The organism is [Flexibacter] sp. ATCC 35208 (assembly GCF_001975825.1).
Classification (GTDB): Bacteria; Bacteroidota; Bacteroidia; order Chitinophagales; family Chitinophagaceae; genus Chitinophaga.
Genome location: NZ_MTKN01000005.1, coordinates 84,681 through 97,828 on the forward strand (window position 1 = coordinate 84,681; position 13,148 = coordinate 97,828).

The 13,148-nt window shown below is 43.4% G+C and carries 13 protein-coding genes; 5 read left to right on the top strand and 8 right to left on the bottom strand.

The window, feature by feature from the left end:
* Nucleotides 1-3: 3 nt before the first annotated feature.
* On the bottom strand, nucleotides 4-741 hold the full coding sequence (locus BW716_RS05340) for a glycosyltransferase family 2 protein (RefSeq protein WP_083721494.1): 738 nt from the start codon (nucleotides 739-741) through the stop codon (nucleotides 4-6).
* Between the two features lie 274 nt (nucleotides 742-1,015).
* Here BW716_RS05340 and BW716_RS05345 point away from each other — a divergent pair, with 274 nt between their 5' ends.
* Entirely contained in the window at nucleotides 1,016-2,266 is a 1,251-nt protein-coding gene (locus BW716_RS05345; RefSeq protein ID WP_143708725.1) for a hypothetical protein, read from the top strand.
* Between the two features lie 84 nt (nucleotides 2,267-2,350).
* The gene (locus tag BW716_RS05350; protein ID WP_083721496.1) at nucleotides 2,351-3,292 is read left to right on the top strand and encodes a hydrogen peroxide-inducible genes activator; all 942 of its coding nucleotides are present in this window, start codon (nucleotides 2,351-2,353) and stop codon (nucleotides 3,290-3,292) included.
* Between the two features lie 232 nt (nucleotides 3,293-3,524).
* Here the strand turns inward: BW716_RS05350 and BW716_RS05355 are convergent, their stop codons facing one another.
* The 3 genes from BW716_RS05355 to prmA all read right to left on the bottom strand — a co-directional run bounded on the left by BW716_RS05355 (nucleotide 3,525) and on the right by prmA (nucleotide 6,081).
* Nucleotides 3,525-4,331 carry a M48 family metallopeptidase gene (locus tag BW716_RS05355; protein WP_083721497.1) on the bottom strand — a complete coding sequence of 269 codons (807 nt, stop codon included), beginning with the start codon at nucleotides 4,329-4,331 and terminating at the stop codon, nucleotides 3,525-3,527.
* A 154-nt stretch (nucleotides 4,332-4,485) separates the two neighbouring features.
* Entirely contained in the window at nucleotides 4,486-5,124 is a 639-nt protein-coding gene (plsY, locus tag BW716_RS05360; RefSeq protein WP_083721498.1) for a glycerol-3-phosphate 1-O-acyltransferase PlsY, read from the bottom strand.
* A 135-nt stretch (nucleotides 5,125-5,259) separates the two neighbouring features.
* Complete coding sequence (gene prmA / locus BW716_RS05365; protein WP_083721499.1) at nucleotides 5,260-6,081, bottom strand: 50S ribosomal protein L11 methyltransferase; 822 nt, start codon at nucleotides 6,079-6,081, stop codon at nucleotides 5,260-5,262.
* A gap of 168 nt (nucleotides 6,082-6,249) precedes the next feature.
* On the opposite strand from prmA, the gene BW716_RS05370 reads away from it, so the two are divergent.
* The gene (locus BW716_RS05370; protein WP_083721500.1) at nucleotides 6,250-6,822 is read left to right on the top strand and encodes a hypothetical protein; all 573 of its coding nucleotides are present in this window, start codon (nucleotides 6,250-6,252) and stop codon (nucleotides 6,820-6,822) included.
* A gap of 63 nt (nucleotides 6,823-6,885) precedes the next feature.
* Here the strand turns inward: BW716_RS05370 and BW716_RS05375 are convergent, their stop codons facing one another.
* From BW716_RS05375 to BW716_RS05390, 4 genes are all read right to left on the bottom strand, one after another.
* Nucleotides 6,886-7,701: an NIPSNAP family protein gene (locus tag BW716_RS05375; protein WP_083721501.1), complete on the bottom strand. Its 816-nt coding sequence runs from the start codon at nucleotides 7,699-7,701 to the stop codon at nucleotides 6,886-6,888.
* Between the two features lie 150 nt (nucleotides 7,702-7,851).
* Complete coding sequence (locus tag BW716_RS05380; protein ID WP_083721502.1) at nucleotides 7,852-10,239, bottom strand: polyribonucleotide nucleotidyltransferase; 2,388 nt, start codon at nucleotides 10,237-10,239, stop codon at nucleotides 7,852-7,854.
* Between the two features lie 88 nt (nucleotides 10,240-10,327).
* The gene (gene rpsO, locus BW716_RS05385) at nucleotides 10,328-10,600 is read right to left on the bottom strand and encodes a 30S ribosomal protein S15 (protein WP_072361215.1); all 273 of its coding nucleotides are present in this window, start codon (nucleotides 10,598-10,600) and stop codon (nucleotides 10,328-10,330) included.
* A 165-nt stretch (nucleotides 10,601-10,765) separates the two neighbouring features.
* The gene (locus tag BW716_RS05390) at nucleotides 10,766-11,461 is read right to left on the bottom strand and encodes a cell division ATP-binding protein FtsE (protein ID WP_083721503.1); all 696 of its coding nucleotides are present in this window, start codon (nucleotides 11,459-11,461) and stop codon (nucleotides 10,766-10,768) included.
* Between the two features lie 95 nt (nucleotides 11,462-11,556).
* Between BW716_RS05390 and BW716_RS05395 the strand changes: the two genes are divergently transcribed.
* Complete coding sequence (locus BW716_RS05395; protein ID WP_083721504.1) at nucleotides 11,557-11,931, top strand: BlaI/MecI/CopY family transcriptional regulator; 375 nt, start codon at nucleotides 11,557-11,559, stop codon at nucleotides 11,929-11,931.
* Nucleotides 11,928-13,103 carry a M56 family metallopeptidase gene (locus BW716_RS05400; RefSeq protein WP_083721505.1) on the top strand — a complete coding sequence of 392 codons (1,176 nt, stop codon included), beginning with the start codon at nucleotides 11,928-11,930 and terminating at the stop codon, nucleotides 13,101-13,103. Before BW716_RS05395 ends, BW716_RS05400 begins: the two co-directional genes overlap by 4 nt.
* The last annotated feature ends 45 nt before the right edge of the window (nucleotides 13,104-13,148 follow it).

Genomic DNA, 13,148 nt, shown 5'->3' on the forward strand with positions numbered 1-13,148 from the left:
TGATTAATAAATTTTCGCCCGGATCAGCCCCATTTTATGGAAGCGGTGTTGCAATGATACGCGCAATACCCCTAATCCGTATATACTGCTTCTTTTAAAGTTGATACTGGATGCCTCATCAAAGTACTTGGTAGGGCAGGTTACCTCCCCTATTTCGTATCCTTTCATAAAGATCTGGGACAACATCTCATTATCAAAAATAAAATCGTCATTGTCAGCCATATAGTTGATATCCCTGAGTACGGTCGCTGAAAATGCACGGTAACCGGTGTGGTATTCACTCAGTTTTTCGTTCATGAGCAGGTTCTGAAACAGGGTCAGGAACCGGTTAAAGAAGTACTTATAACCTGGCATTCCACCTTTTAAGGCCCCTTTTCCAAGGATCCTGGAGCCGAGCACTACCGGGTAAACATCATTGGCAATGATCGAGCTCATGGCAATAATCAGCTTGGGAGTGTACTGGTAATCAGGATGTAACATGATTACAATATCCGCGCCTAATTCCAGGGCTTTGTTGTAACAGGATTTCTGGTTTCCGCCATATCCTTTATTATTATCATGGCGGATGATATGTTGGATACCTAATTTTTTTCCAACGGCGACGGTATCATCCTTACTGGCGTCGTCAACCAGTACTACCTCATCAACTATATCAAAAGGTATTTCCTGGTAAGTTTTTTCCAGTGTTAATGCAGCGTTGTAGGCAGGTAATACCACCACTATCTTTTTATTATTCAGCATGAAAGTGGATAATTTGGTCGCAAAGGTAATAAAGTAGTTGAAAGACTGACAATTTCAACTTAGTATAAATTGTTATCTTTGTGCCAAAATGTATTTTGGCACCATATTTTCTTAACGTTTAGGTTGATATAGTTCCAAAATGCTACTAATAGCATGCTAATTCACTTACAGGTCTCAACTGCCGGTTATTGATTTTATAACCTTAGGAGGAGATTGTACCTGACAGTGAACAATTTGCAAATCAAATCAGGCCAATATCATGCATTTTAATTCTATGAGATATCTGACACTACTATTGATCTGTCTTGCCGGCACTCAAATTGCCATGGCTCAGGAACCTAAGCCTCAACAACCAACGGATCCTAACGCTGAGTTAAAAAATGTGGTGATGCCACAAGTTAGGAGCCAGGACACTACCATTCGCAGAATAATGGAAGAATTGCAAAAGATCCAGGCAAGCGATCAATCAAATTCAAGCGCTATACAGGGATTACTGCAGGGCCGGGAAATTGACAACATTACCAAGTACCAGCTGATCAGGAACAACATTGTTTACGCCAGCGAAACCTACTACCTGTTAAACAAAAAAATCATTGACCTTAAGTCACGTACCACTACCAACAATCTCGATGTATTCATCACATCGCTGAACAACCCTGAAAGTAAAGAACTGGGTTTCTCGCTGAGTGATCGTATCGTAGAACTGGTAGAAAAAGTGGTGCTGAAAGGTAAGAAGGACAAAAACGATGACAAGAGCAACAAGATCGTAGAATCGACTAAGTCTATCATCGCTTCTCCTATTTTCCAGAGCTTTACTTCATTGACGCCTCCTTTGGCGATTGCTAACTCTGTGATGAACTTTCTGCACAGTGTGAGTGTCAATAATAAGGAAATCAATCAGCAGACACTGAAAGAGTTTGAAAAAGAACTGAACAAATATGTAGTGTATTATACAGCGTTGAACGATGCGAACAATAAGTTTGAATATGGTCTGAACTTCAACAAAGACCAGCTCAACCTGTTGCACGATAACCTGTATGATCACATCATGTTCACCGCCAGTGCTCTGAAATTTAACCTGCCACAGCGTGGTAACAAGTCTCTGGGTGAAACACTGAACGACTTCTTCTTTGACTTCAAGAAAGAGAAAGTAGTATTGTTCTTTGATGACCTGGAGAATAAGTATACCAAAGGCAAGAAGGTAGATTACGAAGCGCTGCTGCGTGAAAATCCAAATCTGAAAGAGGTGAATAACCAGCTGGAAGACCTGGTATTGCAGACCAAACGCTTTGAGAACCTATACAATGAATACTTTACACTGTTGGATTCTTACTATGGTAAAGTAGCGAATGCGCTGAAGATTGCACAGGATAATGGTCTGGCTGATAAAGCGACTATTGATGCAAAGCAATCTGAGTTCCGTAACCTGAAGGATGAAGCAGTGAAAGAAATTCAGGCTTCCATCAATATCAAGGAACTGTACAACAATACAGATAAGATCAAGTATCGTTACAGGATATTCTAACATTCGCATATTATGATGCTGACACGCTCCCCGGGAATTATTACCAATAATTTTCGGGGAGTTTTTATTACGTTACTTTTGTGTATGACTACAGTTCAACTAGAATATATCGTCGCCGTGGACACCTACCGCAGTTTTGTCGTCGCCGCCGAGAAATGCTTTGTTACGCAACCTACGTTGAGTATGCAGATTCAGAAGCTGGAAGATGAGTTGGGGGTGAAAATATTCGACAGGAGTAAGCTACCGGTAGTACCTACCGAAATAGGAGTGGAAATAGTCGAGCAATCGCGCATCATACTGAAAGAAAACAGCCGGATCAAAGAGATTGTATCCGGGCATAAAAAAGAAGTACAGGGCAATCTGCGCGTAGGTATTATTCCTACATTGGCGCCTTACCTCCTACCCCGTATCCTCACAGGTTTCATGAAGAAATATCCCAAGGTAAAATTAGAGATATGGGAGTATCCGACAGAACAGATTGTACAGCAATTAAAGCTGGAGCAACTGGATTGTGGGTTACTGGCGACGCCGCTGGAGAATCCGAACCTGGAAGAGCAACCGTTGTTTTATGAATCTTTCGTGGTATATGCGGCGAAGACGAATCCTTTGTTTGAGAAGAAGATTGTGCGGCCGGAGGATATTGATGTGAGGGAGGTGTGGTTGTTGAATGAAGGGCATTGTATGCGGAACCAGGTGTTGAATATATGCAGGGATAAGTTTACGATGGGGGAATATAAGAATCTGGAATATAATACGGGTAGTGTAGAGACATTGAAGAGGATGGTGGATCTGAATGCAGGGTATACGATTTTGCCGGAGCTGTCATTGCAGGATCTGTCTGCAAGGCAGATGAATATGGTGAGGTTTTTTAAGTCGCCGGAGCCGGTGAGAGAGATAAGTTTGGTAATGCATCGGTTCTTTGTAAAACAGGCGTTGATTGCTGCGTTTAAGAAGGAGATACTGGCACATGTGCCGGAGAAGATGAAGGCGCAGAAGAATAAGAAGGTGATGGATATAAATGCATAAAAAATCAATTTCTGAGGACTGCTTTCAGCAGTCCTCAGAAATTGAAAAAACAAAAAATGAGGCTGACCAAAAAGTAATGGTCAGCCTCATTTTATTCGGGTACCTGATGGAGCCCTGTCATCGTTTAAGCAATTGTCAGGACCTTCATTTTGCTTTTTGGTCAGCCTCATTTTTTGGGTCCAGCCCAAACGCTTTTGCCTCCGGCAAAAGCGTTTGGGCTTATCTTATTTAATTACTTAACTGGTTTGTAGTACTTCATCGCCTCTGGCATCAGACTTTGCAACTGTGCAATCCTTCGCTCATCACTCGGGTGTGTACTCATCAACTCCATTGGCTTGCTACCACTCGCACTAGCACTCGCCATCCGCTGCCAAAAAGGAATCGCCTCCTGCGGATTATACCCCGCCATGGCCATAAATATCACCCCTAAATGATCTGCTTCCAGCTCATTCTGTCTTGAAAACGCCAGCAACCCTAAATTACCACCTACACCAAAAGACTGTAAGAAGATATTCTGTGCCTGTGGATTCTTATTCAAAGCCACAGAACCTGCGATCTCAATACCCTGAGAAACTAATTGCTGGCTCATACGCTCATTACCATGCCTTGCAATCGCATGCGCAATTTCGTGGCCCATTACACACGCCAGTGAAGTTTCGTTCTGTGTAACCGGCAGCAGGCCAGTATACACCACTACCTTTCCACCTGGCATACACCATGCATTCACCTCTTTATTATCCACCAGGTTGAATTCCCATTTATAACCAGCTACTTCATTCCCCATATTATTCTGGGTCATGTACTGGGTTACAGCTGCACTGATACGTGCACCTACCCGTTTAACCATGTCAGCATCTTTGTTGCCGGCAGTGGTGACAGTTTTGTTTTCTGTCAGAAATGTCTGATACTCTGTCAGCGCCATGGACTGCATGGTGCTTTCAGGAATGAGGTTCAATTGCTTGCGACCAGTGATAGGCACTTTCGCACAGCTCATCATCATTGCTACACTTACTCCAATAAACAGGAATTTTTTTTGCATCTGATACAAATTTGAATTTTAAAGGGGGCGTCCCTCGAATGCTACAGTATAAAAACAGAATTTGATCATGACTATTACGAAGGTCGTAATAACCATGATCAAAGATTATAATAATTTGTGAAAGTGTGCAAGAGATATGCCAGAATGAACAGGATTATTTCCTGTCTCTGTGCCTGAACAAAGGCACTTTGCTTTCGTTACCATTCAGTAAGCGGAAGATGTTCTTCTGATGGGTGAGCACCACCATCAGTGCGACAGCAATTGCAAATATGCGATAGAATGTCTCAGGCTCATTAAAGATGAAAAGTATGAGTATCGGGAATGCAATACTTGCGATGATTGAGCTAAGGGATACATATCTTGTCAGGAACAGGATCAGCAGGAATACCGCTACGCAGCAGATAGCTACCAGTGGCTGAATGGCCAGTACTAATCCAAACAGGGTAGCAATACCTTTACCCCCACGGAAACTTGCCCAGATAGGGAAGATATGTCCTACTACAGCTGCCAGCCCCAGACCTATCTGTAAGTTGACCAACTGAGTCAGGTGCTCAGGATTCTGATAGTAACCTACTAATAATGCCAGACGTACTGCCAATACTCCTTTTACCATATCCACGAGCATCACAAATGAACCGGCTTTTGGACCCAGGACACGGAAGGTATTTGTAGCACCGGCATTGCCGCTACCATATTCCCGGATGTCCATACCAAATACGCCTTTACTCACCCATACTGCGGTAGGTATGGACCCGATCAGATAAGCACAAAAAAGCAACAATAATTCTGTCATACAATAAGTTAGGTTTTGCTAAGATAGTATTTTTCGCTGTTAAAGTCTGTTAAAGTTAAGAAAATATTAAAATTTACATTAACACGAACATTGGATTATCAGCGCTTATTATATAACCATGTTATAACATATAACTTATTTCCTGGCTAATAATTTCATTGCCAGCCAATTATCCTTATCTAGTACAGTTTCCAGGACTAAACCATTTTTCCTGGCGGCTTCTAAAATGGCCGTTTCATCCTCTTTCAGAATACCACTCAGCAATAAAATACCGTTTCTTTCCAGTAAAGAGCGCATATCGGCCATAAATTCCAGTAAAATATTGCGGTTGATGTTCGCCAACACTATATGATAAGTATTCCTGATATTCTTCAGGGTATCTGATTGCCATACCTTGACTGCGAGCGCATTGTTGTTATCAATGTTCTCTTTCGTGTTTTCTACGGACCATGTATCGATATCGATCGCATCAATTACGGCAGCGCCCATTTTGGCAGCAAGGATAGCAAGAATACCGGTACCGGTACCAAAGTCAAATACCTTTTTGCCACGGAAGTCAATGCCCTGCATCAACTTTATCATAGAAGCTGTGGTTGCATGGTGACCTGTGCCAAAAGACATCTTGGGGGTGATAACGATTTCGTGCAGCGGAGCAGGATCAAATGGCTCGTGGAAAGATGCCCGGATACCACAGAAACTGTCAACCTGTACAGGTTGGAAATTACTTTCCCATACGGCGTTCCAGTTTTCCTGTCCTACCCTTTCGCTCGTATACGTTACGCCGTACGTCGTCGTGAGAGCTTTTACTGCTCCTTCATCAAAATTGTTTTCTGGTATATATGCTACCAGTGTAGCACCTTGTTCTTCAAACCCGTCGAACCCTTTTTCAGATAACTCAGCTATAAGAATATCTTTTATTTCATTGGTACAGGTAATGGTAATAGCTGTATGTGTCATGTAGCAAATATATTAAAATCAGCAAATCCTGTATATGATGGTAACACCTTAAAGCCTCATTTTCATGTTATTGTAATGTTAATGGTAAAATATCCCTGTTTACAGCTATATAACACATAATATGTTAATTTTATATTTGCATTATAGTTAATATAAAATTTGCATCCTATGAAGACCTGTTTACTTGCTATCGCTGCCCTCTTTCTTTCCCTCATGACCCAGGCACAAGACGTTGTGAAGTTGTTCCATGATGATACCATGGTGGATTCAATTACTTATACAAACAAAACCACCACAATTGTGATCAACAAAGTGGACCTGGTGAACTATTTTAAGACACTGGACACCATGCTGTTCAACAACTGTTACGATCCGAAGAGTTTCCGTAACATCCAGTTCGCGCACCTGACCAACCTTGATGTAGAAAACCATTTCAAAGCAGCCAAGGCATGGCTGGACGATTCCACCCATACTGAGTACAATTTTAATACTGATAAATTCACATTGTTCTGGACACAGGGCGAAGGCATTCTGTTACCATATATCGAAGATATGATGTCGCAGTTGCTCGTGGATGGCCGTCTGGCTGTAGTGGAGAATGCTACGAAAGTACGTGTACCTCAGTACTCGATTTTCTACGAATATATTGGTGGAGGAGAGTACAAGATCTATAAATTACCGAATGGCAAGATCATCTTCAGGGAAAGTAATTTCTACCTGGAGCAGCTGTCAAAAAGCTAACTAATCCGTATCTGATAAATATTTCATGCTTATTGTAAAATGGCGCCTTACCGGGTGCCATTTTTAGTATTCTGAATAAGGAGTGGCATGACACAAAATAATATCCTGGTGAGATACATTATGGGCATAATAAGTATCCCCTATTAACTTCTTCCATTCTGCATCGGCACCAAATGCTTTCCAATGCGCCTCTCTTTCTGCCCTGCTTTCAAAACTCGTCATATACATCAGGTTCGGCATTTTGCTACCACTCAGTACACTGGCATAAAACACTGCATTAAAGCCTAAGCGCTTAAATATGCCCACTTCGTTCCCTTTATTGAACATCTCTACCTTGTTCTGGTATAAGCGCTCTGTAGACCCCTCATAACTGCGTAATTCATAGATCCTGGCAGTGTCAGGTCCCTTCAATTCAGGAGCAGATAGCTGAGGCATTTCCGGGAAAGCCTCTAACACGATCGTTTCCATTCTGCTATAAACAGGCTGATCCCAGGCCGTTTCTACATAGTCCTTTCCGTTTTGCAGGTATGCAGCATCTTTCAAGGCATTTTCAGGCCATTTCAGCAGCTTTTCCAGATTTGTTGAAGGTATGAGTATATAAAGAGTAGTATCGTTCGTTACAGGCTTAAATACCCCTATCTTACCAAATCCCTGTTTATGTAAAAATGGGATCAGTGCCTGTTGGCAATAGGTGTCCAGTCTGGCCTCCTGCCCTTTATCTTTCAGATGATATACCAGCAAACTATAAAATTCCTTTTTTGGTGGTACAGGATGTGCCTGTGTCATCCAGGGCAGGAGAAAAAAGAACAGGCAAAGCACATTAAAATTGTTTCCGTTTAAGAAATAGCGGGTGTTTCTCAATGCTTGTGGAATCTTCATAATAAAATTCAATCTGTTATGAAATTATAATAGAATATCTGATAATGGGATATAAATGTTAGGAGCGGTCAATGGGGAGGGATAAGCAAAAAAACAGGTGTACCAGTTTCCTGATACACCTGTTGATTTATTTGAAAAATATAGACTAAACTATTCGTCAAACATTGGTTCCATTGGCTCATCGGCCTGGGAAGAGATTGGAGGGTCCTGTTGTGGACGCTGACCACGATCACCGCCATCGCGGTCACCACGGAAACCACCACGGTCGCCGCCTCTGCTTCCACCGCGGTCACCACCACGATCATTGCGGAAACCACCACGGTCGCCACCTCTGCCACCACGATCACCGCCATCACGACGATCGCCACGGTCACCTCTATCACCACGCTCCGGACGGTCACCTTCAGGTCTTTCTACATAACCCTCTGGTTTTGGCATCAGGATACGACGGCTCAGTTTGAATTTGCCGGTCTTAGGATCAGTACCTACCAGTTTCACTTTCACTTTCTCACCTTCGGTCAGCACGCCTTCCATATTTTCCAGGCGTTTCCAGGAAACTTCAGAAATATGCAGCAAGCCTTGTTTACCAGGCAGGAATTCAACGAAAGCACCGTAAGGCATTACTGATTTTACAGTAGACTCATACACTTCACCGATCTCTGGCACCGCAACGATACCTTTAATCCATGTGAGTGCTTTTTCCAGGCCTTCTTTCTGTGCAGAGAAGATGCTCACTTCGCCGGTTTCACCAACTTCTTCGATGTTGATGGTGGTACCGGTTTCACGCTGGATCTCCTGAATCACCTTACCACCTGGTCCTATCACAGCACCAATGAATTCGCGGTCGATGATCAGTTTCTCCATACGAGGAGCGTGTGGTTTTGGTTCAGGACGGGCACCTTCGAGGCAACCGTACATTGCATCGATGATGTGCAGACGACCTTTACGAGCCTGTTCCAATGCTTTACGCATTACGTCCATGCTCAGACCGTCTACCTTGATATCCATCTGGATACCACAGATACCGTCGCGGGTACCAGTTACTTTAAAGTCCATATCACCCAGGTGATCTTCATCTCCGAGGATGTCTGTCAGTACAGCCCATTTGCCATCAGAAGCACGGGAGATCAGACCCATTGCCACACCAGATACGTGTTTAGGCAAAGGTACACCCGCATCCATCAGCGCCAGGGAACCAGCACAAACAGTCGCCATTGAAGAAGAACCGTTTGATTCCAGGATATCGGATACTACACGTACTGTGTAAGCATACTCACTACCTGGCATCATCTGCCTCAGGGAACGCATAGCCAGGTTACCATGACCTACTTCACGACGGCCAGGACCACGCATTGGCTTTACTTCACCTGTAGAGAACGGAGGGAAGTTATAATGGAGGATAAATTTAGAATACTTGGAAGTGGCAGCGCTTTCGATCAGCAGCTCATCATCCGGAGTACCGAGGGTAACAGTAGTCAGAGACTGTGTTTCACCACGTGTAAACAGGGCAGAACCGTGAGGAGAAGGCAGAATATCAACTTCCATGTTCAGCGGACGAACCTGATCGAGGCTACGGCCATCGAGACGAACGCTTTCGTCCAGGATCATGTTACGGATTACCTCTTTTTCGAGGTCATGGAAATATCTGCCTACCAGTGCTGCATCTTCATCAGGCAGTTCGCCGAGAGATTCTTTCAGTTCTTCACTGATCTTCTCAAAAGCATCACCACGCTCATGTTTGCCAGAACCGGACTTAGCTACTGCCAGGATAGGGTCTTTAGCAAATGCAATGATCTTCGCTTTCAGTTCCTCATTTTCATAAGGCAGTACGTAATCACGTTTAGCAGTTACGCCAGCCAGGTCACGCAGTTGTTCCTGCGCTTTCACCTGAACACGGATCGCGTCATGAGCGAATTCAATTGCTTTAATAATATCTTCCTCACTACATTCCTTGCTCTCACCTTCCACCATCATGATGTTCTTTTCAGTAGCACCGATGATAAAGTCCATGTCAGCTTTTTCCAGCTGGGAACGGTTTGGATTTATAACTAATTGCCCTTCAATGCGGGCAACTCTTACTTCAGAAATGATTTCCTGTACAGGTACATCAGATACTGCGAGTGCAGCAGATGCAGCCAGACATGCCAGCGCATCAGGAACTACCTCAGTATCGGAAGATACCAGGGTAACCAATACCTGTACATCGCAAAAATAATTATCCGGGAACAAAGGGCGCAGTGCGCGGTCGATCAAACGTGATATTAAAACTTCGTAGTCAGATAATTTCCCTTCTCTCTTGAAGAAAGAACCTGGGATACGACCAGCAGAAGCAAATTTTTCCTGATAATCAACTGTTAGGGGAAAGAATGACTGTCCGGCTTTGGGTGTTTTGTTGGCTACAACAGTAGCTAAGAGGATACAATTTCCCAGACGAACCGTAACAGCACCATCAGCCTGGCGGGCTAACTTACCAGTCTCAAGAGTGACTATGCGGCCATCTCCTATATCGAAATTAACTGATTTAGGTGTCAGATTCATAATAAAGTGAAGATTAAAATGGTATACCTAAAAAAAAGCTATTCCCAACCTTATAAGTTGGGAATAGCGTTATAAAAAAGTTTCAGTTTTATTTTCTGAGACCTAACTTCTCAATCAGTGCGCGGTACCCTGTGAGGTTTGTTTTAGACAGGTAAGAGAGCAAACGCTTTCTCTGACCTACCATTTTCATTAAACCGCGGTGTGTAGAAAAGTCCTTTTTGTTTTCTTTCAGGTGACTGGAAATGCTGTTGATACGCTCCGTCAGCAGTGCAACTTGTGCTTCTACGGAGCCTGTATTTTTCTCGCTTCCACCAAATTCTTTAAAAATATTGGCTTTCTTTTCAACAGTTAAGTAAGACATCTTGTAATAAATAATAAAATGATAAAGGTTATTAGTCGCTATTTTTCCGGGGCAAAGGTAGAATAAAATTATTAATTAACCATCATAAGTAAAAATATTCCCTCCGGAGTAGAGGCTGTCGCCCCCCGGCTAGGAATTTTACACCCGGATTATAAGCTGTTTCTTTTATACAAAGTTGACGGTGGCATGGTCAGACACACGTCCGTTCTCCGTTCTCAGCACTCTTGACGGAAATTTCTGTAATAATATATAGTCATGCGTAGCCATCACCACTGCTGCCCCCTCTTCCCGGCTGATACGGAATAATAACTGCATAATACCGTCGGAAGTTTCTGGATCCAGATTGCCCGTAGGCTCATCTGCCAGGATCAGCTTAGGCGAGTTCAGCATAGCACGGGCTATATCCACACGCTGCTGCTCTCCCCCACTCAGTTCGTAGGGCATTTTGAAGCCTTTGGTGGTCAGACCCACCTTTTCCAGCACGTCGTCAATCTTTTCTTCCATCCTCTTTTTGTCTTCCCAGCCAATGGCACGCAGCACAAATTTCAGGTTGTCATGCACATTTCTGTCCGTCAGCAGCTGGAAGTCCTGGAATACCACTCCCAGGTTACGGCGCAGGTAAGGTACCTTTTTCCAGTCCATCTTTTTCAGGTCAAATCCTACTACCTGACCGGAACCCTCTTTCAGGGCCAGGTCGCCGTACAGGGTTTTCAGCAGACTGGACTTGCCTGTTCCCGTCTTTCCTATCAGGTATACAAATTCACCCTTGTTCACCGTAATATTTACATCTGACAAGATCAGGGAACTACCCTGATATATATTGACGTTTGATAACTGTATAATCGGTTGTTCTGCGCTCATGTACTTTTGAAAATGGGTTTAGTATAACAAAAATAGCTAAATCCATGCTAGATTGTTAGAACTAATTTATTAGTTTACATTATAAATTAAGCGACATGTCGGGGATAAAAACATTGACCAAAGCAGAAGAACAGATTATGCAGGCCTTGTGGCAGATAGGACCTGCCTTTGTAAAAGACATTATTGAAACCCTTCCTGAGCCAAAACCGCATTATAATACGATCAGTACGCTGGTGAAGATCCTGATTGATAAAGGATTTGTGGATTTTAAGGCGTATGGGAAGTCACATCAGTATTTTCCATTGATTACCAAAGAAGCGTATAGTCAGAATACGCTGCAGCAGATGGCAAAGGGGTACTTTGCAGGTTCTTTTAAAAATATGGTGTCTTTTTTTGTGAAAAAAAACGATCTCAGCATCTTAGAATTAGAATCTCTGCTGGAACAAATCAAAAAAGCTGAAAAGAAATGATGCTTCCGTATATCATTAAGGTATTGATCTGCTCAGGGGTGTTGTACTGTTATTATGCAATAGCATTGAAGAATAGTACCCTGCATACATGGAATAGAGTCTTTTTGCTGGTGGCGCCGGTAATTGCATTAGTGCTGCCACTGATACAGTTTCCTTTTGTGCAGCAGGGGATGATGATGAAGATGCTGGCGGTGAGGGCGTATGCTTCCGGCCCTGTTTCAGCATCAGGCGATTCTTTTAATGTAGAGACCTTATTATATACCTTATATATACTGGTAGGCATTTTTTTGGGGGGCCGTATAGTGCTGAACTGGAGGAAACTACGGCAACTGGCTTTGCAGGGAGAAGTAAAAGAGGATTCGGGGTACAGGATTATCCGGCATGCTGCTGTGGAGTCACCCTTTTCTTTCTTTAACCAGATCTTTTTGAATGATCGTTTGGAGGAACCTGTATTGCGACACGAACTGGCGCATGTGCAGGGATATCATACCATAGATAAATTGTGGATGGAGGTGGTTTGTGCAGTGTGCTGGTGCAATCCTTTCTTTTATTTAATGAAGAGAGAGCTTGCGATGGTCCATGAGTTCATAGCAGATAAGGCAGCTGCTTCGGATATGCAGGCCGACTATGCAAAGCTGCTGTTGCAAACAGCCTTGCACACATCTTCCCTCGCAGGGGTGAGTACATTTGGACAATCGCCGGTGAAGAGAAGGATCACGATGTTGCTTGCAGATAAGACGAATTACATATTTATAAAGAAGACTTTTATTATCCCTATAGCTATTGTTTTATTGCTGATTATGGGTAGTCAGCGACCCACCATGGCAGTAACCAGCCCTGCTGCCATGGATGAGGTGTTTACTTTTGTAGAGCATCCGCCGGCGTATATGGGTGGTGAGGAGGAGCTGGTGAAGTACCTGTCGCAGCATATTCATTATCCGAAGGAGGCGCAGAAAGCAGGTGTGAAGGGAACGGTGTTTGTGCAGTTTGTAGTGGGAGCGGATGGGGTGATACATGATGTAAAGACGGTGGGTAAACAGCATGGGTATGGGTTGGAGGAGGAAAGTATCAGGGTGGTGAAGGCGATGCCGAAGTGGGAACCGGGGTCACAGGAGGGGAAGAAGGTGAGTGTGATGTTTAATTTGCCGATCAGGTATGAAGTAGAAATATGATTCGTACTTCCTAAGCGTAAAAAATAAATATTTTCTTTAGTTTGC

Excerpts from the sequence above, each read along its gene's own strand:
- BW716_RS05340 (WP_083721494.1), bottom strand. The coding sequence starts at position 741 with ATGCTGAATAATAAAAAGATAGTGGTGGTATTACCTGCCTACAACGCT.
- BW716_RS05345 (WP_143708725.1), top strand. The coding sequence starts at position 1,016 with ATGAGATATCTGACACTACTATTGATCTGTCTTGCCGGCACTCAAATT.
- BW716_RS05350 (WP_083721496.1), top strand. The coding sequence starts at position 2,351 with ATGACTACAGTTCAACTAGAATATATCGTCGCCGTGGACACCTACCGC.
- BW716_RS05355 (WP_083721497.1), bottom strand. The coding sequence starts at position 4,331 with ATGCAAAAAAAATTCCTGTTTATTGGAGTAAGTGTAGCAATGATGATG.
- plsY (WP_083721498.1), bottom strand. The coding sequence starts at position 5,124 with ATGACAGAATTATTGTTGCTTTTTTGTGCTTATCTGATCGGGTCCATA.
- prmA (WP_083721499.1), bottom strand. The coding sequence starts at position 6,081 with ATGACACATACAGCTATTACCATTACCTGTACCAATGAAATAAAAGAT.
- BW716_RS05370 (WP_083721500.1), top strand. The coding sequence starts at position 6,250 with ATGAAGACCTGTTTACTTGCTATCGCTGCCCTCTTTCTTTCCCTCATG.
- BW716_RS05375 (WP_083721501.1), bottom strand. The coding sequence starts at position 7,701 with ATGAAGATTCCACAAGCATTGAGAAACACCCGCTATTTCTTAAACGGA.
- BW716_RS05380 (WP_083721502.1), bottom strand. The coding sequence starts at position 10,239 with ATGAATCTGACACCTAAATCAGTTAATTTCGATATAGGAGATGGCCGC.
- rpsO (WP_072361215.1), bottom strand. The coding sequence starts at position 10,600 with ATGTCTTACTTAACTGTTGAAAAGAAAGCCAATATTTTTAAAGAATTT.
- BW716_RS05390 (WP_083721503.1), bottom strand. The coding sequence starts at position 11,461 with ATGAGCGCAGAACAACCGATTATACAGTTATCAAACGTCAATATATAT.
- BW716_RS05395 (WP_083721504.1), top strand. The coding sequence starts at position 11,557 with ATGTCGGGGATAAAAACATTGACCAAAGCAGAAGAACAGATTATGCAG.
- BW716_RS05400 (WP_083721505.1), top strand. The coding sequence starts at position 11,928 with ATGATGCTTCCGTATATCATTAAGGTATTGATCTGCTCAGGGGTGTTG.